Origin of the sequence: Mycolicibacterium tokaiense (assembly GCF_010725885.1) — a bacterium.
Classification (GTDB): domain Bacteria; phylum Actinomycetota; class Actinomycetes; order Mycobacteriales; family Mycobacteriaceae; genus Mycobacterium; species Mycobacterium tokaiense.
In genome coordinates this window covers 2,213,611-2,233,160 of sequence record NZ_AP022600.1, presented here as the reverse complement: position 1 = coordinate 2,233,160, position 19,550 = coordinate 2,213,611, and the positions used below count along the sequence as shown (strand labels likewise).

Sequence of the window (19,550 nt, the reverse complement as noted above, 5' to 3'; positions counted from 1 at the left end):
GTCGTCATCAGTGACGTGTCAGGCCGGTGGCGAGACCTGCTCCCGACTGCGCAGCACCGCGGGCACCGTCATCAGCAGGATCTGCAGATCCAGTGCCAGCGACCAGTTTTCGATGTAGTAGTTGTCCCACTCGGCCCGGTCGTCGATGGATGTCTGGCCACGCAGGCCGTGCACCTGCGCCCATCCGGTCATCCCCGCCTTGACGCGATGACGTTCTCCGTACCGCCGGATCTGGTTGTTGAACAGCTCCACGTATTCCGGGCGCTCGGGACGCGGGCCGACCAGGCTCATGTCCCCCCTGATCACATTGATCAGCTGCGGGAGCTCGTCGAGCGAGCTGCTGCGCAGGAACCGGCCGACTGCGGTGCGCCGGTCGGCGCCTTCGACACCGCCGGGTGCGGCCCCCTGCCGGGGCACGAAGTTGTGATCGGCCACGGGCGAGCTCATCGAGCGGAACTTCAGGCAGTCGAACACGATCCCGTCCCGGCCGATCCTCGGCTGCCGGTAGAACACCGGTCCCGGCGATGACACCCCGACCGCGACCGCCAACGCCGCGAAGAGCGGCGCGATCACCAGCAGGATGACCGCGGCCAGCATCCGACCGGCGACGTGTTTGACGGTGAACTGCCAGCTGCGGGGGTTGGTGCTGGACAGGTCCAGGACCGGCATGCCGCCCACGTAGTCGACCCGGGAGCGCTTGTTGACGGCGTCGAACATCCGCGGGACCACCCAGACCGTCAGGCCGGCCAGCCGCGCCGCCCGGATGGCCGGGACCAGATCTTCGTCGCGGGTCTGCGAGAACGCGACCACCACCGCTTCGGCCCCGGTGTCGCGGATCGCCGCGGCCATCGTCTCCGGAGTCCCGACCGGCGGCAGCGTGCACACCGAACGCGGCATACCCGCCGACTCCGGATCGGCGTCGATGAGGCCGACGGGCAGGATGCCGTACTGCGGGTTGTCGGTGAAGCGCTGGGCCAGGTGCGTGGCGACCACACCATTGCCCACGATCAGGGTGCGCGATTGCAGCCGATGCCTGCGTCTGAGGTCGCGCTTGGCGGTCACCGCCGAGAGCCGGCCGATGGGCAGCAGGGCGGCGGTGGCGAGCCACACCTTGGCCACGGTGTCGCCGAGGTCGCCGCGCACGTCGGTGACCACCATCCCGGCCAGCAGCATCATGGCCGCCAGCGCGGCCGTCGTCTGCACCGACATGAACTCTTCGAGCAGCGTGTTGTGCAACTTGCGCCGGTAGGCCGAGCGGGCCGCGAACAGCGCGATGAGCAGCGGGGCGTAGCAGGACATCATCCAGACCGGGGGTATGGGCAGGCCGCTGCGCTGCGCCCACACCATGCCGGCCAGCGACGCGATGGAGGCCATCACCACGTCCGCGGACAGTTTGATGAGCACACCGAGTGCGCCCATCGGGATGGTGAACCGCGGGGCGAGACCTCTCGACAGCGCCCGCAGCAACGACTCGACCCGTTCGCCCGGCACCGGCTGTACCGCCACATCCACCGCTTTCTGCGTAGTCGGCCCAGATGGTGACGGCCTCGTCAATCAGCACCGGTGTTGCCCGCGGTGATCTCAGCGAAACATTCGATTACGTCACAGATCGGCACGCCGGTGAAGCAGGGACCTCAGTCCGTGACGCCTTCCTCGGCGTCGGTGAGATCGGGCGGCGACTTGCAGCAGTGCTGCAACCACAGCGCCGCGACGACGAGCACCAGGGCGCACAGCGCGGCCACCACCGCGCCTGCGGTGTCCTCACCGGCCACCCTGATGGTGGTGCGCCGCGGGATCAGATACGCCAGTACCGCGATCCACCAGCCGAGAACCACCGCACCCATCCACGCCGAGGCCTTGGCGATCACCACGCTGCGCGCCACCGCCAGAGGGTGCACCCGCCCGCCACCGACACCGATTTCACCGGCACCGATCTTGGCCCGGATGTGCCAGCCCCAGACCGCCTCGGCGACGCCCACCGCCGCCAACGACAGTCCTGTCCACACCGTCAGCGGAGGGAAGTACCGATAGCTCATGAGCACCAGCAGGTAGCCGAGCACAGCAGCGGCCACCACACCGCCGGCGAGGTCACGCTTGCGAGTGGGTCCCATCAGGCGGCGACACCGAGCACCAGTGGGGTCACCCGGACGCCGGCCCGGTCCCCGGCCGGCAGGTCGGCGAGCAGCCGCGACACCGGCACCACGGCATCGGTGACGGTCAACGTGGCGTCCGGGTCGACGGCCAGCCAGGGAATCAGCACAAAGGCGCGCAGATGGGCCAGCGGGTGCGGCAGGGTCAGGCCGTCCTCCCGGGAGATCACGTCGCCGCTCTCATCCCTGCAGGTCACCAGATCGACATCGAGGGTGCGCGGCCCCCACTTCTGTCCGCGCAGCCGTTCGGCCGCCCGCTCCAGGGCCTGCGCACAATCGAGCCACCCGCGTCCGTCGAGGTCCGGATCCTCGGCGATCACGACGGCGTTGAGGAACGGGCCCTGCTCCACCCCGCCCCACGGGTCGGTTTCGTAGACCGGCGAGACGGCGCTCACCCGCGTCCCGAGTGCGTCGACGACGCTCTGCAGCCGGGCCAGCCGGTCACCGAGGTTGGATCCGACGGACAACACCACTGTGCTCATGACGCTCCCCGGCTTCCCCGCCGCGACCGTCGCGCCACCACAGCTACGTCGGCGAAGTCCAGCGGAATGGGCGCCTTGGGTTTGTGCACCACCACCTCGACGGCGTGCACGCGCTCGTCGGTCATGACGTCCTCGGCGATCTCGGCGGAGACGGTCTCGATCAGGTTTCGCGGCTCGCCACCCACGATGTCGGCGGCGCGCGCCGCGAGCACCCCGTAGTCGACGGTGTCGCTGAGCTGGTCCGAGGCGGCCGCGGCTGCCAGGTCGATCCACACCGTGATGTCGACGATGAAGTCCTGGCCGTCGCGGCGCTCGTGCTCGAAGACACCGTGACGTCCGCGAACGGTCAACCCGCGTAACTCGATTCGATCAGCCATGCTCTTCACCTCCGGAATTCCAGGCGGCCACCACAGCCAGCGCGTCCGCCGAGGCCCGCACGTCGTGCACCCGGACCCCCCACGCGCCGTGGATCGCGGCCAGGGCGGAGAGCACCGCGGTGGCGGTCTCCCGGCCGTCGGGCGGCCGTACCCCGTCGGGGCCGGCCAGCAGCGCACCCAGAAACCTCTTGCGCGATGCACCGATCAGCACCGGCAACCCGGTGTCGACGAATGCCGGCAGGGCCCGCAGCAGCTGCCAATTGTGCTGGGCCGTCTTGGCGAAACCCAGCCCCGGGTCGATGATCACCTTTGCGGGGTCCACGCCGGCGGCCACCGCGCCGTCGACCGCACGCAGCAGCTCGTCGCGCACCTCGGTGACCACGTCGCCGTAGCGGGGCACCGTGTGCGGCTCGTCCACCGACACCGAGCGCCAGTGCATCAGGATCCAGGGCACGCCCGCCGAGGCCACCACGCCGGCCATCGCCGGGTCGGCCCGGCCCCCGGAGACGTCGTTGACGATGCCGGCGCCGTGTTCCAGCGCCGCGGCGGCAACCTCGGCGTGCATGGTGTCGATGCTGACCGTCAGTCCTTGGGCGGCAAGCTCTTTGACGACGGGCAAGACCCGGGCCTGCTCCACCGAGGACTCCATCCGGACAGCTCCGGGGCGGGTGGACTCACCGCCGACGTCGATGATCGCCGCGCCGTCAGCCGACAGACGCAGCCCGTGTGCAACCGCGGCGTCCGGCACGAGGTAGCGCCCGCCGTCGGAGAACGAATCCTCGGTGACGTTGACGACACCCATCACCTGCACGTCAGCACCGTTCACTTGCGCAGGATGAGTTCCAGCGCCTCGGCCCGAGATGCCTTGTCGGTCTTGAACTGCCCGCGCACCGCCGACGTGGTGGTGGAGGCACCCGGCTTGCGGATACCGCGCATGGCCATGCACAGATGCTCGGCTTCCATCACCACGATGACCCCGCGGGGGTCCAGCTTGCGCATCAACGCGTCGGCCACCTGGCCGGTGAGCCGCTCCTGCACCTGCGGTCGCTTGGCATAGAGGTCGACCACCCGGGCGAGCTTCGACAAGCCGGTCACCCGACCGTCCTTGCCGGGGATGTAGCCGACATGGGCGACGCCGTGGAACGACACCAGATGGTGCTCGCAGGTCGAGTACATCGGGATGTCCTTGACCAACACCAGTTCGTCGTGCTGCTCGTCGAACGTGGTGTTGAGCACGTCGTCGGGATCGGTGTAGAGCCCGGCGAACATCTCCTGATAGGCGCGGGCCACCCGCGCCGGGGTGTCGATCAGACCGTGGCGGTCCGGGTCCTCCCCGACGGCGTACAGCAGTTCGCGGACGGCCTTCTCTGCCCGCACCTGGTCGAACACCGGACGACTCTGTGTGGTCATTCCAGCCTCAGCTTCCGTCAGCCGTGGTCCGGCCGGGTGTGCCGGCCTGACTCCTCACCCCGGGGGTCCGATCGGTCGCGGTCCTCGGGTCCAGGCTGACCATACTGCGGCGGGTAGGGCTGATACGGGTAAGGCTGCTGCTGTCCGGGATAGCCGCCGGACGGCGGGCCGGGATACCCACCCGAGTGCTGCCCGGGGTACCCGCCCGACGGCGGACCCCAGCCACCCGACGGCGGCCCGGGGGGCTGCTGGCCCGGCGGCGGGTACCAGGGTTGCTGCGGCTGCTGCGGGGGCTGCGGCTGGCCACCGCGCGGCGGCCAGCCCGGAGCGTGCCACCCGGCGGGGGCACCGTAGTCCGGCTGCTTGGGGCCCTGCCCCTGGGCACCATTGGAACCGTTGGAGCCGTTGGTGGCACCGTTGGAGCCGTTGTTCCTGCGTTCGGCCTCGCGCATGGCCTGCTTGAACGCCGGTTCGGGCAGCGGTTTGGGCCACTCCTCGCCGCGCTCGATGGCCAATTCGCCCGGCGTCTTGATGGGCGGCTTGTCCGACGGCACGCGACCACCGAAATCGTCGAACGCGGTGATGCGGGGACGCTTGCGGACATCCCCGAGGATGACCTGGAGCTCGGCCCGGTGCAGGGTCTCCTTCTCCAGCAGCTCGCCGGCCAGGACGTCGAGCACGTCGCGGTTCTCGCTGAGCACCTCCCACGCCTCGGTGTGGGCGGCCTCGATCAGCTTGCGGACCTCTTCGTCGATCTCGCGAGCCACCTCGTGGCTGTAGTCGGCCTGCGTGCCCATGGAGCGGCCCAGGAACGGGTCACCGTGTTCGGTGCCGTACTTGACCGCGCCCAGTTTGGCGCTCATGCCGTACTCGGTCACCATGGCGCGCGCGATCCGGGTGGCCTGCTGGATGTCCGACGACGCACCGGTGGTGGGCTCGCGGAAGATCAGTTCCTCGGCCGCGCGCCCCCCCATCGCGAACACCAGCCGGGCGATCATCTCCGAACGGGTCATCAGACCTTTGTCGTCCTCGGGGACCGAGACGGCGTGGCCGCCGGTCCGCCCGCGAGCCAGGATGGTCACCTTGTAGATCGGCTCGATGTCCGGCATCGCCCACGCGGCGAGGGTGTGTCCGCCCTCGTGGTAGGCGGTGATCTTCTTCTCTTCCTCGCTGATGATGCGGCTCTTGCGGCGGGGGCCGCCGATCACGCGGTCGACGGCCTCTTCCAGGGCGGCGCCGGTGATGATGGTGCCGTTCTCGCGCGCGGTCAGCAGGGCGGCCTCGTTGATGACGTTGGCCAGGTCGGCACCCGACATGCCCACGGTGCGCTTGGCCAGACCCTCGAGATCGGCGTCGCCCGCGATCGGCTTGCCCTCGGAGTGCACCTTCAACACGGCGCGGCGGCCGGCCAGGTCGGGCGCGGTCACCGGGATCTGGCGGTCGAAGCGGCCGGGGCGCAGCAGCGCCGGGTCCAGGATGTCGGGCCGGTTGGTGGCGGCGATGAGGATGACGTTCTGGCGGTCGCCGAAGCCGTCCATCTCGACCAGCAGCTGGTTCAGCGTCTGTTCGCGCTCGTCGTGCCCGCCGCCCAGACCCGCGCCGCGCTGGCGGCCCACCGCATCGATCTCGTCGACGAAGATGATGCACGGGCTGTTCTGCTTGGCCTGCTCGAACATGTCGCGCACGCGGGAGGCGCCCACACCGACGAACATCTCGACGAAGTCCGAACCCGAGATGGTGAAGAACGGGACGCCGGCCTCGCCGGCGACGGCACGGGCCAGCAGCGTCTTACCGGTTCCGGGCGGGCCGTAGAGCAGCACACCGCGGGGGATCTTGGCTCCCAGGGCCTGATAGCGCGCCGGGTTCTGCAGGAAGTCCTTGATCTCGTAGAGCTCTTCGACAGCCTCGTCGGCACCCGCCACGTCGGCGAAGGTGGTCTTGGGCATGTCCTTGCTGAGCTGTTTGGCCTTCGACTTCCCGAAGCCGAAGCCCATCCCGCCCCCACGCTGCATCCGCGAGAACATGATGAACAGGCCGACGAGCAGCAGCAGCGGCAGCATGTAGATCAACAGTGAGCCGAGCACGCTGCCCTGGTTCACCACGGTGTTGATCTTGACGTTCTTCTCGCTGAGATCGTTGAACAGCGTGACGCCGTACCCGGTGGGGTACTTCGAGATCACCTGGGTGGAGTTCTCGGTGTCGCCGTTGCCTTCCTTGAGCTCCAGGCGGACCTGTTGCTCGCGGTCGTCGATCTGCGCGCTGTTGACGTTGTTGTCGCTGATCTGGGCGATCGCGACGGACGTGTCCACGGGCTTGTAACCGCGGGTGTCGTCGGAGAAATAGAAGAACGACCAGCCGAGCAACAGCACCACGGCGATCACCGTGAGCGTGCGGATCAGGGTTTTTCGATTCATCAAATTCGTCGGCCGGCATCCATGTCCTGCCGGCCAGGTCCTTCCAATGCGCGCGGGGAGAGAACTTCAAGGCTACCGCTAGCCCAACGATCGGCAGTTCCCACGGCTACAGAAACATGATTTGGTGAGACCGTGCCCACCTCAACCGAACGATTGGTCGAGCGCAACGGGGTGCGGCTGCGCACGGTCGAGGCCGGCACACCCGGCGCACCGCTGGTGGTCCTGGCCCATGGATTCCCCGACCTGGCGCACACCTGGCGCCACCAGATCGCCCCGCTCGCCGGCGCCGGGTTCCACGTTCTGGCCCCCGATCAGCGGGGTTACGGCGGTTCCAGCCGGCCCGCCGACGTCACCGCCTACGACATCCATCACCTGACCGCAGATCTGGTGACGCTGCTGGACTGGGCCGGGGCGCGGCAGGCCGTGGTGGTGGGCCACGACTGGGGCGCGATGGTGGCCTGGCACACCGCGCTGCTGCACCCGGACCGGGTGCGCGCCGTGGCGGGAATCAGCGTGCCGCCGGTGCCGCGTCCGCGCAGCCGGCCCACCGAGCGGTGGCGGGAGAAGTTCGGCGACGACTTCTACATGCTGCAATTCCAGGAACCCGGGCCGGCCGAGGCGATGTTGGGCGCCGATGTGGCCGCCACCATGCGCGGGCTGTTCGCCGGCGCACCCGATGCCGACCTGCCGCCGTGGCTCGACACCGCAACCTTCGAGGTCTACGTCCGGGAGTTCACCCGCACCGGTTTCACCGGCGGCCTGAACTGGTACCGCAACTACGACCGCAACTGGGCGACCACCGGTGCACTCGACAGCACCCGCATCACCGTGCCCGCCCTGTTCGTCGGCGGGACGGCCGACCCCGTGCTGGGGTTCATGCGCCCCGAGCGGGCCACCGAAGTGGCGGTGGGGCCCTACCGCGAGGTGCTGCTGGACGGCGCGGGGCACTGGGTGCACCAGGAACGCGCCGACGAGGTGACCGCGATCCTGCTGGACTTCCTGGAAGAGGTGCGATGAACCGGCCGCTGAACTTCGGTGTCTTCGTCACGCCGTTCCACCCCGTCGGCCAGTCACCCACCGTGGCGCTGGAATACGACCTGGAGCGGGTGGGCTGGCTGGACCGGCTGGGTTTCGACGAGGCCTGGTTCGGTGAGCACCACTCGGGCGGATATGAGCTGATCGCCTGCCCGGAGGTGTTCATCGCCGCGGCTGCCGAGCGCACCAGACACATCCGGCTGGGAACCGGGGTGGTGTCGCTGCCCTATCACCACCCGCTGATGGTGGCCGACCGCTGGGTACTGCTGGACCACCTGACCCGTGGTCGGGTGATGTTCGGGACCGGTCCGGGTGCCCTGCCGTCGGACGCCTACATGATGGGCATCGATCCGGTGCGGCAGCGGCCGATGATGCAGGAGTCGCTGGAGGCCATCCTGGCCCTGTTCCGCGCCGCGCCGGACGAGCGGATCCACCGGCAGACCGACTGGTTCACCCTGCGGGACGCGGCCCTGCAGATGCGGCCGTACACGTGGCCCTACCCGGAGATATCCACGGCCGCGATGGTGTCGCCGTCGGGTCCCCGACTGGCCGGGGCTCTGGGCACGTCACTGCTGTCGTTGTCGATGTCGGTGCCCGGCGGCTTCGCCGCGCTGGAGAACGCCTGGCAGATCGTCACCGAACAGGCAGACAAGGCCGGCCGCGCCGAGCCGGACCGGGCCAACTGGCGGGTGCTGGGCATCGTGCACCTGGCCGACACCCGCGACCAGGCCATCGATGACTGCACCTACGGTCTGCAGGATTTCGCGAACTACTTCGGGGCGGCGGGCTTCGTCCCGCTGTCCAACTCCGTCGACGGCACCCCGCCCAGCCCGCGGGAGTTCGTGGCCGAGTACGCCGCCAAGGGCAACTGCTGTATCGGCACTGCCGACGACGCGATCGCCTACATCTCCGGACTGCTCGACCAGTCGGGCGGGTTCGGGACATTCCTCATGCTCGGCCACGACTGGGCCGACCCCGAAGCCACCCGGCACTCCTATGACCTGTTCGCTCGCAGAGTCATCCCACACTTCAAGGGCCAGTTGACCCCGCCCCGGCTGTCCCACGAGTGGGCCAAGGGCAAACGCGGCGAGCTGCTGGGCCGCGCCGGCGAGGCCGTGGTGAACGCCATCGCCGAGCACACCCGGGAGGCCGGGAACTGATGCGCGCCAGCGTGTTACGCGAATCCAGGATGGTCGCGCGCGACGACGTTCCCGAACCGGCGCCGGGACCCGGCCAGGTCCTGGTGGCGGTCCGGGCCTGCGGAATCTGCGGATCCGACCTGCACTTCGCCCAGCACGGCGCCGAGATGATCGAACTGGCCCGCGACGTCCGCGATGCACCCATGGACACCCGCCTCGACCTGGACGCCGACGTGTTCATGGGCCACGAATTCAGCGCCGAGATCCTCGAGGCCGGACCCGGCACCACCGCCCCGGCCCCCGGGACGCTGGTGACCTCCCAACCCATCCTGATCTCCGGTGAACGCATCGATGGAATCGTGTTCAGCAACACTGTGATCGGCGGGTACGCCGAGCGCATGCTGCTCTCGGCGCCGCTGCTGCTGACGGTACCGAACGGCCTCGACGCCCAGCGGGCCGCGTTGACCGAGCCACTGGCCGTCGGCATCCACGCCGTGAACGCATCCCGCATCCGCCCCGGCGACGCCGCATTGGTGATCGGCGCAGGCCCGGTGGGCATCTCCATCATCGCCGCGCTGCGAGCTGCCGGGGTGGAACATGTTGTGTCCAGCGACTTCTCCCCCGTGCGGCGCACCCTGGCGCAGGCCATGGGAGCCGCCGAAGCCGTCGACCCCGCCGTGCGATCCCCGTTCGACGTGGTGCGACCCACCGTGATATTCGAAGCCGTCGGAGTGCCCGGCATCCTCGACGAGGCCGTGCGGATGGCGCCGAGTGGCGCCCGGCTGGTGTCGGTGGGCATGTCGATGCAGCCCGACAGCGTGCGTCCGGCGTTTGCCGCCATGAAAAACCTGAGCGTGCGGTTCGTGTTCGGGCACAGCCCGAAGGAGTTCGCGGCGGCGTTGACCGCAATCGCCGACGGCGTGGTCGACGTGGCTCCGATGATCACCTCGACGGTGGGACTCGACGACGTGGGTGCGGCGTTCGACGGTTTGTCCGACCCCGAACGGCACTGCAAAATCCTGGTGACGCCGTAGCCGGGTGCGCCCGAAGATGGTGCCCGCAGTTGTGATCTGCATCATTGTCGCAGGTCACGTGAGCAATCTAACCACGCCTGAGGGTGCCTGGGCACCGCCGCCGGACGTTTAATGGAGTGCGTAACCGAGCAAACACAGAGGACGACGATGACTTTCGCGCAGCGAATCCACCAGGCCCGCCAGACCATCAGCGAGTTCGTCGAGGTCACCCGCATCGGGATGGCGCTGCAGAACCGCGAGATCACTGCAGAGCAGGCGGCCGCAGCCGTCGCCGGCATCGGCGCTTCCGAAGTTCGCCGCACCGACCTCGACCTCGCCTCTCACTGATCAGACCCGTAGAAAGCCTGCAGCCCTTGGCGATTCGCCTGACCGGGCGAACTCCATCGCCAGCACGGTGCTGACCAGATAGGGTCTGGGCATGCCGACCCGTCTGACCGCCATCCTGCTCGCCGGTGTCACCGCTGTCACCGTCGCCGCCTGTGACGCGGCGCCGCCCGCACCGGCACTCCCCGGGGACACCGCACGTCAGGTGACGGTGGTCGGAGAGGGTGATGTGCAGGGCACGCCGGACCTGATGACCGCCAGCGCCGGGATCAGCGTCCTGGCCACCGATGCCACCGATGCGATGAACCAGTCGAACGAGCGGGTGAACGCGGTCCGCACCGCGCTGGTGGAGGCCGGAATCGACGAAGCGGACATCGGCACCGCGGATTTCACGCTGCAACCCCAGTACGGACCCGACGGCATCTCGACCGAACCCGTGGGCTACCAGGCGAGCAACACCATGAACGTGACCATCCGCGATACCGGTGTCGCCGGTCGTGTGCTGGCCCTGATCCAATCCAGCGGGGGCAACGCCACCCGTATCAACTCGGTGGCCTACTCCTTCGCCGACGACTCCGAATTGGTCCGCGACGCCCGCACAGGCGCCTTCGAGGACGCCCAGGCCCGCGCCCAGCAGTACGCCGACCTGTCCGGCATGCAACTGGGCCGCATCATCTCGATCTCCGAAACCGGCGGCGGCGCACCCCCGCCCACGCCGATGCCGATGGAGCGGGCCATGGCCGCCAGCCCGGTGCCGCTGTCGCCGGGTCAACAGACGGTGTCGTTCTCCGTCACCGCCGTCTGGGAGCTCACGTAACTAAGCCGGGGAGACCTCGACCGGTAATCCGTTGAGCACCGCCGTACCCGAGAGCGGGTCCAGGTAGCTGCCGTCGTTGAGCTGGTTGACATTGACGCCCGGTTGCGTCGCCGCGACCTCCAACCGGGTGCCGTCCTGGCCGTGGCCCCAGCCGTGCGGGATGGACACCACGCCGGGCCGGATGGTGTCGGTGACCTCGACCGGCACGATCAGCTCGCCGCCGGGACCCTTCACCACGGCGGTGTCGCCCAGCCCCAGCATCTGCGCGTCATCGGGATGGATCTGCAGCGTGCAGCGGTTGGATCCGCCCGCGAGCGCAGGCATGTTGTGCATCCAGCTGTTGTTCGACCGCAGATGCCTGCGCCCGATCAGCACGAACTGGCTGGGCACTGCATCCAGGGCGGCGGCCAGCCGCTGCGCGTCGACCACCAGCGCGTCGGGAGCGAGTTCGACTGTCCCCGAAGCGGTTCGGAGCACCGCGGGGATACGCGGCTGCAGCGGTCCGAGGTCGATGCCGTGCGGCGCGGCCTTCAACCGGTCCAGGTTCAGCCCGTCGGGATCGGCGCCGAAGCCGTCACCGTAGGCCCCCAGCCGCAGCATCATGTCGAGCCGTTTTTCGTACCCGGTGTCCCCGGCCAGCATGGCGGTCAACTCGGCGACGTCACGGCCGGACACCGCGGACTGCGGATCGGCGACGGCCTTGCCCAGCGTCATTGCGATGACCTGCTGATCGACTGCCGTCGGGTCGGCGTCCAGACCGGCGCCCATGATCAGAAGTGCTATGCGCGAGAGGATCTCGGGCTCGCTGGGCCGGTCGGCCAAGGGCAGGACCGGTGGTGAGTACCGCGCGTTGTTGCGCACGGCGACATTGTTCAGCGCGAAGTCGAAATGGGCGCTCTGCGACGGCGGGGGCGGCGGCAGCACCACGTGAGCGTGGCGCGTGGTCTCGTTCAGATAGGGGTCGATGCTGAGCATGAACTCGATGTCGTCCAGCGCAGCGGCCAGCCGGTGCCCGTCCGGCGCCGACAGCACCGGGTTGCCGGCCACGGTGATCATGGCCCGCACCTGGCCCTCTCCGGGTGTCTCGATCTCCTCGGCCAGCGCGGTGGCCGGGAACTCCGAGGCCACCTCGGGGTGCCCGGACACCCGGCTGTGCCAGCGGCCGGTGCTGAAACCGCGGCCGGGCTTGGGCTCGCGTGGGGCGGGCGCGGTGGGCCCCAGCGGGAACATCGCCCCGCCCGGTCGGTCCAGATTCCCGGTCAGCAGATTGATGACGTCGATGAGCCAGCTGCCGAGGGTGCCGAATTCGACGGTCGAGGTCCCGATGCGGCCGTACACCGCGCACCGCGGCGCCGCGGCGATGGAGCGGGCGAGATCGCGGATGTCGTCGACGGTGATGCCGCAGTACGGGGCGACGGCGGTGGGCGGGAAGTCGGCGGCCAGGGCGCGGACCTGCTCGACGCCGGTGACGTGCTCGGCGATGCCGCCGAGGTCGGGTGCGGTGAGACCCTCGGCGAACAGCACGTTGACCACCGCGAACAGCAGCGCGGCGTCGGTGCCCGGGCGCGGCGCCAGGTGGCAGTCGGCCAACTCCGCGGTGCGGGTGCGGCTCGGGTCGATCACCGTGAGCCGGCCGCCGCGGCGCCGCAGCGCCTTGAGCTTGCCGCCGAAATCAGCCGCGGTGGCCACACTTCCGTTGGACACCAGCGGGTTGGCGCCGATGATCACCAGGTGGTCGGTGCGGTCGATGTCGGGCACGGTGAACGCGAAGGCGTTGCCGTAGAGATAACCCTGGGCGACCTGCTTGGGCATCTGGTCCAGGGTGCTGGCGCTGAACACGTAGCGGGTGCCCAGCGCCTTGATGACCAGCGGCGCGTACAGCGCACCGGCGATGGTGTGGGCGTTGGGGTTGCCCAGATACACAGCGGTCTGCCGGCCGGCGACCCGGCTCAGACCGTCGGCGGCCGCCTGGAATGCCTCCTCCCACGTCGTCTCCACCAGTGCGCCGTCGCGGCGCACCAACGGACGCATCAACCGGTCCGGGTCATTGTCGAGCTCGGCGAAGCTGGCGCCCTTGGGACAGATGAAGCCCGCACTGAACACGTCGTCGCGGTCGCCGCGCGCCCCGGTGACCCGGTTGTCGTCGATGGTGAGGACCAACCCGCACGTCGCCTCACACAGTGGACAGATTCGCAGGGCGGTGTGCGACATGGGGCTCCCGGGATGCGCTAGTGGCTGTAGACCTTCGGCTCCAGTGTCCCGATGTACGGCAGATCCCGGTAGCGTTCGGCGTAATCGAGTCCGTAGCCGACAACGAACTCATTGGGGATGTCGAACCCGATATAGGTGACGTCGAGTTCGGCCCGCACCGCTTCGGGTTTGCGCAACAGCGTGCACACCCGCAGTGAGCGGGGGTGGCGGGTGGCCAGGTTACGCAGCAGCCAGGACAGTGTGAGCCCCGAGTCGATGATGTCCTCGACGATCAGCACGTCGCGGTCGTGGATGTCGCGGTCGAGGTCTTTGAGGATGCGCACCACACCCGACGACGACGTGGACGAGCCGTAGGAGCTGACGGCCATGAATTCCAGCTGGGTGGGCACCGGGATGGCCCTGGCCAGATCGGTGACGAACATGACCGCGCCCTTGAGGACTGTGATCAGCAGCAGGTCCTGATCACCGGCTGCCTCTCGATAGTCCGCGCCGATGGTCGCGGCGAGTTCGGCGGTCTTGTCGCGGATCTGTTCCTCCGACAGCAAGACCGACTTGATGTCTCCTGGATACAACTCGGCGGTATGCGCAGGCACGAGGAACAGCCTAACTGCTACGTCCGGACGGGCTCACAGGAGAGCACCAGGTAGCCGTCCCGGCGCCGGGCAAACAAGCGCTGATCGCGCAGCTGACTGGGTACGGCCACGCCGCCCTGGCCACGCCACGTGATCACCAGGGCGTCCACAGCGCGGATGTGGGTGTCGGTGAGGTCGACGGCGCCGCCGGCCAGCAGCCACAGCCGGATCACCCGGCGTCGGATGGCCGCCGGTTGCCCCACCAGCGCCGCGACCGCCGGCCGGTCGCTGCCGGCGTCTCGCCACGCCTGCTCGGCAAGCGAGTCGAGAACCTCGCCGTCTTCTCGGAGCGCGGCCGCGGTGCGGGCGAGCGCCGGTGCCACCCCACCGCCCAGGATGTCTTCCAGCAGCGGCAGCGCCTCGCCGCGCAGCCGCACGCGGGTAAAGCGGCTGTCGGTGTTGTGGGGGTCCTGCCACGGCGTGAGCCCGAGCTCGCGGCATGCCGCCTCGGTGTGCTGCCGGCGCAGCTGCAGCAGCGGCCGGCACCACGGCGGGTCGTAGGGCCGGATGCCGGCGATGGACCGCGGGCCCGAGCCGCGGCCCAACCCCAGTAGCACGGTCTCGGCCTGGTCGTCGAGGGTGTGGCCGATCAGCACCGGGGCCTGTGCGCGGGCCTGCTCCAATGCCGCGTACCTGGCTGTCCGGGCGGCCGCTTCCGGTCCGCCGGCGACGCCCACCTCAACCGAGATAATCTGTGCGCCAACACAACCCAGTTCCAGCGCGATCGCGCGCGCCTGCTCTGCCACGGTGTCCGAGCCGGGCTGCAGGCCATGGTCGACCACCAGTGCGGTGGTGGGCCGTACCCGGGCGGCCGCGGCGGTGAGCGCCAGCGAGTCGGCACCGCCCGACAGCGCGACACACCAGCATTCCACCTCGGGGACGTGGTCCCCGGCGAAGGCCGCCACCGCTGCGACGACGCGCCCTAGAGGACTCTGGCGATCCATTTCTCCGGGTGTTCGATCTCGTCGGGAAGCGGGAGGTTGTCACTGCCGGCCCACACCGCGTTGAACCGGTCCATCCCCACGCGGCCCACCACGTCGTCGACAAAGACCTTGCCCCTGGTGTACTGCGCCAGCTTGGCGTCGACGCCCAGCAGCGCCCGCAGAATCCGTTGCAAGGGTGGTTGTTTGCGCTGTCGACGCTCCTCGAAACGATGCCGGATGGACGCCACGGTGGGCACCACCGCCGGCCCCACAGCGTCCATCACATGATCGGCGTGCCCTTCGAGCAGGGTGCCGAGCACCAGCAGCCGGTCCAGCGCGTCGCGCTGCTGCGGCGACTGCACGGCGCGCATCAGGTCCAGGATGCCGTTGGGGCTTGAATCCTGTTGCGAGCGGCGCTGTTTGATGAAATCCGCGAGCCGGCCGGCGACGGCCGTCACGTCGTCGGTGCTGTCCTGGGTGAGGATCTCGAGGGTGGATTTCATGTAGCCGGCCAGCCAGGGATTCGCCGTGAACTGCACCCGGTGGGTCACCTCGTGCAGGCACACCCAGAGCCGAAAGTCCTTGGGCGACACCCGGAGCTGACGCTCCACGGCGATGATGTTCGGGTACACCAGCAGCAGACACCCGCCGCCGTCGTCGGTCGGGGAGACGAACGGGTCGTACTGACCGAGGATGCCCGAGGACACGAAGGCCAATACCGCCCCGGTCTGCGCGCCGGTGACCCGTCCGGTGAGCACCCCCCTGGGCGTCGCCGCCCCACCGGTCATCGCCCGCATCGATTCGGTGGCGGCCCGGATCCAGGCGGGCCGGTCCACGATGCGGGCCTCGGGTACCGCACCCTCGGTGATCAGCCGAGTGACCTCGCGCACCGGAGGTTCGGCCGCCCGGGCGGACTCGGCCAGCTGCGAAATGGCTTGCTGACGGGTGTATTCGGTCACCGGCGCCGCCGAGCGGGCAAGCTTGGCCCCGATGGAGGCAGCAAAGCCCCAGTCGACGGCCGCGCCGATCGAGTTGCCGCTCATCTCTCGCACCCACACGACCGTAGCGTGGCGGCCAGCACGTCGAGTGCGACGCGACCGGTGGGGCCGGCGTCGTTGGAGACGAAGGCGAAGGTCAGGACCCGGCCGCTGGCGTCGGTGATCACTCCCGCCAGCGTATTCGTTCCCGTCAGACTCCCGGTCTTGGCCCGCAGCCAGCCGGCGGCGGTACCGGTCACGTCGTCGTGGTACCGGTTGGACAGGGTGCCGCTGCCCCCGGCCACCGGCAGCAGGTCCAGCAGTGGCCGCAGCCGCGGCTGGCCCTCCCCCGAAGCGGCCAGGGCCACGTCGTCCAGGGTGCGTGCGGTCAGCCGGTCGTCGATGGACAGGCCGCTGGAATCGAGCAGCTGGGCACCGTCGAGGTTGATGCCGGCGTCGCGCAACTGCGCCAGGACCGCGGCGGCAGCGCCGGCGAAGCTGAGTGGCTTGCCGGCGGCGGCCGCGACCTCCCTGCCGATGGTCTCGGCCATCACGTTGTCGCTGGCCCCCATCATCTGGCGTAGCCGCTCGATCAGCGGCGCCGACTGCACAGACGCGATCTCCGCGCCGCGCTGTGCACGGGTGGTCACGGTGACCCTGGCCGGGTCGACGCCCAAACCGGCGGCCAGCGCCCGGCCGGCGTCCAGTGCCGGGGTATGGGAGCGGCGGGAGTCGTAGCTGGTGGGCTGGGTGCGCCCCGCGTCGAGCATCACCGGCTGGATGGGGGCGATGTCGCCGAGGTCGATGTCGATCGGGTCCCACCCCGGTGCCAGCTCGGGGCCGGAGTACAGCGAGGTGTCGACCTGGATGTCGGTCACCCGGGTTCCACGGGCGCGCACGCCGTCCACCAGATCACTGATCCGCGCGGCATCGCGGTACCAGGTGTCCTCGTCGGCCGGCGCGGCCGAGAGCACCGGGTCGCCGCCGCCGACCAAGATGATCGTCCCCGGTCTGGTGCCGGCGTACACGGTGGTGGTCAGCCGGGCATCGCGATCCAGCGACAGCAGCGCCGCGGCCGTCGTCAACGTCTTGTTGGTCGACGCAGGCTGCATCGGCACGTTGTCGCGCTGCTGCCAGAGCACCTCACCTGTCAGCGCGTCGGTGATGCGCCCGGTCAGGTTGCCGAGGTTGGGGTCGGCCAGCGCCACGGCCAGGGCCCGGGCCAGCCCGGCTCGGGTGGGTACCGGGGCCCCGTCGGCCACCGGGATCACGGCGGGATCGGCGGTGACGGCTGCGGGTTGGGCGGTGATCCGCGGGTCGGGCTGCTCGGACCCACCGGTGACCAGCGCGGCGACGGCCACCACGATGGCGACCACCGCCACCACGGTGGCGCCGAGCGCCATATGCGTGGACTTCCGCCAACGGCCAGGACGCATGCAGTGCAGAGTAGCCCTGCACTAGGGTTTGACCCGACGATCACAGACGCAAGGAGTTGCCGCGTGGAATTCGACGTGACCATCGAGATCCCCAAGGGACAGCGCAACAAGTACGAGGTGGACCACAAGACCGGACGGGTCAAGCTGGACCGCTACCTCTACACGCCGATGGCCTACCCGACCGACTACGGCTTCATCGAAGACACCCTCGGCGAGGACGGCGACCCGCTCGACGCCCTGGTGCTGCTGCCGGAGTCGGTGTTCCCCGGCGTGCTGGTCGAGGCCCGCCCGGTCGGCATGTTCAAGATGGTCGACGAAGCCGGTGGCGACGACAAGGTGCTGTGTGTGCCCGCCGGCGACAAGCGCTGGGACCACATCCAGGACATCGGCGACGTCTCGAAGTTCGAACTCGACGCCATTCAGCACTTCTTCGTGCACTACAAGGACCTCGAACCCAACAAGTTCGTCAAGGGCTCCGACTGGGTGGGCCGCGCCGAAGCGGAGGCCGAATACCAGCGTTCGGTGGAGCGCTTCAAGAGCTCGGGCCACTGATTTAGCACAGCCGTAACGCGGCGTAACGCCGGCGTGCTCTGGCGCTCGGATCATGTCTGTGTGCTGCTGCATCAGGGGATCGGCCTCGAGGCGTTCAACACGCTGCCCGAGCGTCGCGCCGTGCACGCACTCTACGAGTGCTGCAACAGCCTCTCACTGGCTCGTGCCCTGGCCCGCGGACGCGCTTACGGCAGCCATGCCGCACTGTTCCGACGGGCGGATGCGCTGCTGTTCTCGCTGCCCGACGAGGCCATCGACGTCATTCTGGAGGCGTATCCCCAGGTCGGGGCGCGTCCGCGCAGCGTGAAGTCGGCCGCGGAGCAGTGCTCGGTGAGCAGCGACGATGAAGCCGTGATGACGGCGCTGCGCGAGGGCTCCGTCCGGTACCGCGAGCGGTTCGGGTTCGAGTTCGTGATGTTCGTCGGCGGCGTGGGCTGCGCCGAGGTGTCCGCCGCGATGGCCGAGCGCATGCACAACGAGCTGGAAACCGAGCGCAAGGTGGTGCGCAACGAGCTGGCCAAGATCAACCGGACCCGGTTGGAGCGCATGCTCGGCCCCGAGGGCGGCTTTTCCAACTGGTAGCGGTATTCCACTAAGCTTCGCCCGGTGAGCACCTCCCCCGGACCGTCGCATTTCCTGTCCTTGCCCGACCTGGCCGCCCGTTCCTCGGGCGGCGCCGTGCTGTGGGCCAATGACGATCTGTTCGCCGAGCGGGAGAACCTGATCACCCCGAAGGCTGCGGAGTTCCGGCCTGCCACATTCGGACACAAGGGCCAGATCTACGACGGCTGGGAGACCCGCCGCCGCCGTGGCGCCGGGCCCGACACCTGCGACGCGGCCATCGTGCGCCTCGGTGTACCCGCGGTGGTCCGTGGCGTGGTGGTCGATACGGCGTGGTTCACCGGCAACTACCCGCCGCAGATCTCGGTGGAAGCGGCCCAGATCGACGGATACCCGTCCACCGAGGAACTGGTGCAGCAGGCGGCGTGGGAGACCATCGTCGAGCGCAGCAAGGTCGACGGAGACACCCGAAACCCGTTCGAGGTCACATCGACTCGGCGCTGGACTCATCTGCGGTTGTCCATCTATCCGGACGGCGGCGTCGCCCGGTTCCGTGTGCACGGCGAGGGCATGCTCGATCCCCGGTTCGCCGAGAAGCGCACGCTGGATCTGGCAGCACTGGAAAATGGTGGCCGAATCACGGCCTGCTCCAACATGTTCTACAGCTCGCCGAACAATCTCCTGCTGTCGGGCGGGCCGCGGAACATGGGCGAGGGCTGGGAGACGTCGCGGCGGCGCGACAGCGGAAACGACTGGGTGCAGATCCGCCTGGCCGGCCAGGGCATGCTGGATGCCGTCGAGCTGGACACCTCGTATTTCGTTGGAAACGCCCCGGGTTCGGCCCGGCTGTCTGGGCACGACGGCGACGGCGACTGGTTCGAGCTGCTGCCAGTGACCGATCTGCTGCCCGACACCCGGCACCGCTTCCTGGTCAATGCCGACCGGCCGATCACCGAAGCGCGGCTGGACATCTACCCCGACGGCGGGATGGCGCGGGTGCGGCTGTTCGGCGCTCTGACCGATACCGGCCTGGATGGCCTGCGGGGCCGGTGGGACGCCAGCGCCTAACCTGGGTG

Annotated in this window: 20 protein-coding genes; 8 read left to right on the top strand and 12 right to left on the bottom strand. The window is 69.3% G+C overall.

Annotated elements, in window-relative coordinates:
- Positions 1-18: 18 nt before the first annotated feature.
- From G6N58_RS10715 to ftsH, 7 genes are all read right to left on the bottom strand, one after another.
- The gene (locus tag G6N58_RS10715; protein ID WP_163908071.1) at positions 19-1,512 is read right to left on the bottom strand and encodes a sugar transferase; all 1,494 of its coding nucleotides are present in this window, start codon (positions 1,510-1,512) and stop codon (positions 19-21) included.
- Positions 1,513-1,634: 122 nt separating this feature from the next.
- On the bottom strand, positions 1,635-2,111 hold the full coding sequence (locus G6N58_RS10710) for a DUF3180 domain-containing protein (protein WP_115278726.1): 477 nt from the start codon (positions 2,109-2,111) through the stop codon (positions 1,635-1,637).
- Entirely contained in the window at positions 2,111-2,632 is a 522-nt protein-coding gene (gene folK, locus G6N58_RS10705) for a 2-amino-4-hydroxy-6-hydroxymethyldihydropteridine diphosphokinase (protein ID WP_115278728.1), read from the bottom strand. The genes G6N58_RS10710 and folK overlap by 1 nt, the downstream gene beginning before the upstream one ends.
- Positions 2,629-3,009: a dihydroneopterin aldolase gene (gene folB, locus G6N58_RS10700; protein ID WP_115278730.1), complete on the bottom strand. Its 381-nt coding sequence runs from the start codon at positions 3,007-3,009 to the stop codon at positions 2,629-2,631. Before folB ends, folK begins: the two co-directional genes overlap by 4 nt.
- Positions 3,002-3,811 carry a dihydropteroate synthase gene (folP, locus tag G6N58_RS10695; RefSeq protein ID WP_115281590.1) on the bottom strand — a complete coding sequence of 270 codons (810 nt, stop codon included), beginning with the start codon at positions 3,809-3,811 and terminating at the stop codon, positions 3,002-3,004. Before folP ends, folB begins: the two co-directional genes overlap by 8 nt.
- 20 nt (positions 3,812-3,831) lie before the next feature.
- On the bottom strand, positions 3,832-4,419 hold the full coding sequence (gene folE / locus G6N58_RS10690; RefSeq protein WP_115278732.1) for a GTP cyclohydrolase I FolE: 588 nt from the start codon (positions 4,417-4,419) through the stop codon (positions 3,832-3,834).
- A gap of 17 nt (positions 4,420-4,436) precedes the next feature.
- A complete protein-coding gene (gene ftsH, locus G6N58_RS10685; RefSeq protein WP_115278733.1) occupies positions 4,437-6,833 on the bottom strand; it encodes an ATP-dependent zinc metalloprotease FtsH in 2,397 nt (798 codons plus the stop codon).
- Between the two features lie 132 nt (positions 6,834-6,965).
- On the opposite strand from ftsH, the gene G6N58_RS10680 reads away from it, so the two are divergent.
- From G6N58_RS10680 to G6N58_RS10660, 5 genes are all read left to right on the top strand, one after another.
- Positions 6,966-7,850 (top strand): alpha/beta fold hydrolase, encoded by an 885-nt coding sequence (locus G6N58_RS10680; protein WP_115278735.1) that lies wholly within the window; start codon positions 6,966-6,968, stop codon positions 7,848-7,850.
- On the top strand, positions 7,847-9,028 hold the full coding sequence (locus G6N58_RS10675; protein WP_115278737.1) for an LLM class flavin-dependent oxidoreductase: 1,182 nt from the start codon (positions 7,847-7,849) through the stop codon (positions 9,026-9,028). Before G6N58_RS10680 ends, G6N58_RS10675 begins: the two co-directional genes overlap by 4 nt.
- Positions 9,028-10,041: a zinc-binding dehydrogenase gene (locus tag G6N58_RS10670; protein ID WP_115278739.1), complete on the top strand. Its 1,014-nt coding sequence runs from the start codon at positions 9,028-9,030 to the stop codon at positions 10,039-10,041. The genes G6N58_RS10675 and G6N58_RS10670 overlap by 1 nt, the downstream gene beginning before the upstream one ends.
- A 147-nt stretch (positions 10,042-10,188) precedes the next feature.
- Complete coding sequence (locus G6N58_RS10665; protein WP_115278740.1) at positions 10,189-10,368, top strand: hypothetical protein; 180 nt, start codon at positions 10,189-10,191, stop codon at positions 10,366-10,368.
- 91 nt (positions 10,369-10,459) lie between these two features.
- Positions 10,460-11,182 (top strand): SIMPL domain-containing protein, encoded by a 723-nt coding sequence (locus G6N58_RS10660; RefSeq protein ID WP_115278742.1) that lies wholly within the window; start codon positions 10,460-10,462, stop codon positions 11,180-11,182.
- On the opposite strand, the gene G6N58_RS10655 is transcribed toward G6N58_RS10660, so the two are convergent.
- Genes G6N58_RS10655 through dacB form a run of 5 tightly spaced genes read right to left on the bottom strand, consistent with a single transcriptional unit; the run spans position 11,183 to position 17,361 of the window.
- Positions 11,183-13,393 carry a molybdopterin-dependent oxidoreductase gene (locus tag G6N58_RS10655; protein ID WP_115278743.1) on the bottom strand — a complete coding sequence of 737 codons (2,211 nt, stop codon included), beginning with the start codon at positions 13,391-13,393 and terminating at the stop codon, positions 11,183-11,185.
- A gap of 17 nt (positions 13,394-13,410) precedes the next feature.
- Complete coding sequence (gene hpt, locus G6N58_RS10650) at positions 13,411-13,986, bottom strand: hypoxanthine phosphoribosyltransferase (protein ID WP_115278744.1); 576 nt, start codon at positions 13,984-13,986, stop codon at positions 13,411-13,413.
- A 17-nt stretch (positions 13,987-14,003) separates the two neighbouring features.
- Entirely contained in the window at positions 14,004-14,969 is a 966-nt protein-coding gene (tilS, locus tag G6N58_RS10645) for a tRNA lysidine(34) synthetase TilS (RefSeq protein ID WP_115278745.1), read from the bottom strand.
- Positions 14,948-15,991: an Rv3626c family coenzyme F420 biosynthesis-associated protein gene (locus G6N58_RS10640; protein ID WP_115278746.1), complete on the bottom strand. Its 1,044-nt coding sequence runs from the start codon at positions 15,989-15,991 to the stop codon at positions 14,948-14,950. Before G6N58_RS10640 ends, tilS begins: the two co-directional genes overlap by 22 nt.
- On the bottom strand, positions 15,988-17,361 hold the full coding sequence (gene dacB, locus G6N58_RS10635) for a D-alanyl-D-alanine carboxypeptidase/D-alanyl-D-alanine endopeptidase (RefSeq protein WP_115278747.1): 1,374 nt from the start codon (positions 17,359-17,361) through the stop codon (positions 15,988-15,990). The genes G6N58_RS10640 and dacB overlap by 4 nt, the downstream gene beginning before the upstream one ends.
- Before the next feature lie 63 nt (positions 17,362-17,424).
- Between dacB and G6N58_RS10630 the strand changes: the two genes are divergently transcribed.
- Genes G6N58_RS10630 through alc form a run of 3 tightly spaced genes read left to right on the top strand, consistent with a single transcriptional unit; the run spans position 17,425 to position 19,542 of the window.
- Entirely contained in the window at positions 17,425-17,913 is a 489-nt protein-coding gene (locus G6N58_RS10630; RefSeq protein ID WP_068914679.1) for an inorganic diphosphatase, read from the top strand.
- Positions 17,914-17,973: 60 nt separating this feature from the next.
- Positions 17,974-18,495: a 2-oxo-4-hydroxy-4-carboxy-5-ureidoimidazoline decarboxylase gene (locus G6N58_RS10625; RefSeq protein ID WP_232067816.1), complete on the top strand. Its 522-nt coding sequence runs from the start codon at positions 17,974-17,976 to the stop codon at positions 18,493-18,495.
- Between the two features lie 24 nt (positions 18,496-18,519).
- Positions 18,520-19,542 (top strand): allantoicase, encoded by a 1,023-nt coding sequence (gene alc / locus G6N58_RS10620; RefSeq protein ID WP_115278748.1) that lies wholly within the window; start codon positions 18,520-18,522, stop codon positions 19,540-19,542.
- Positions 19,543-19,550 lie beyond the last annotated feature (8 nt).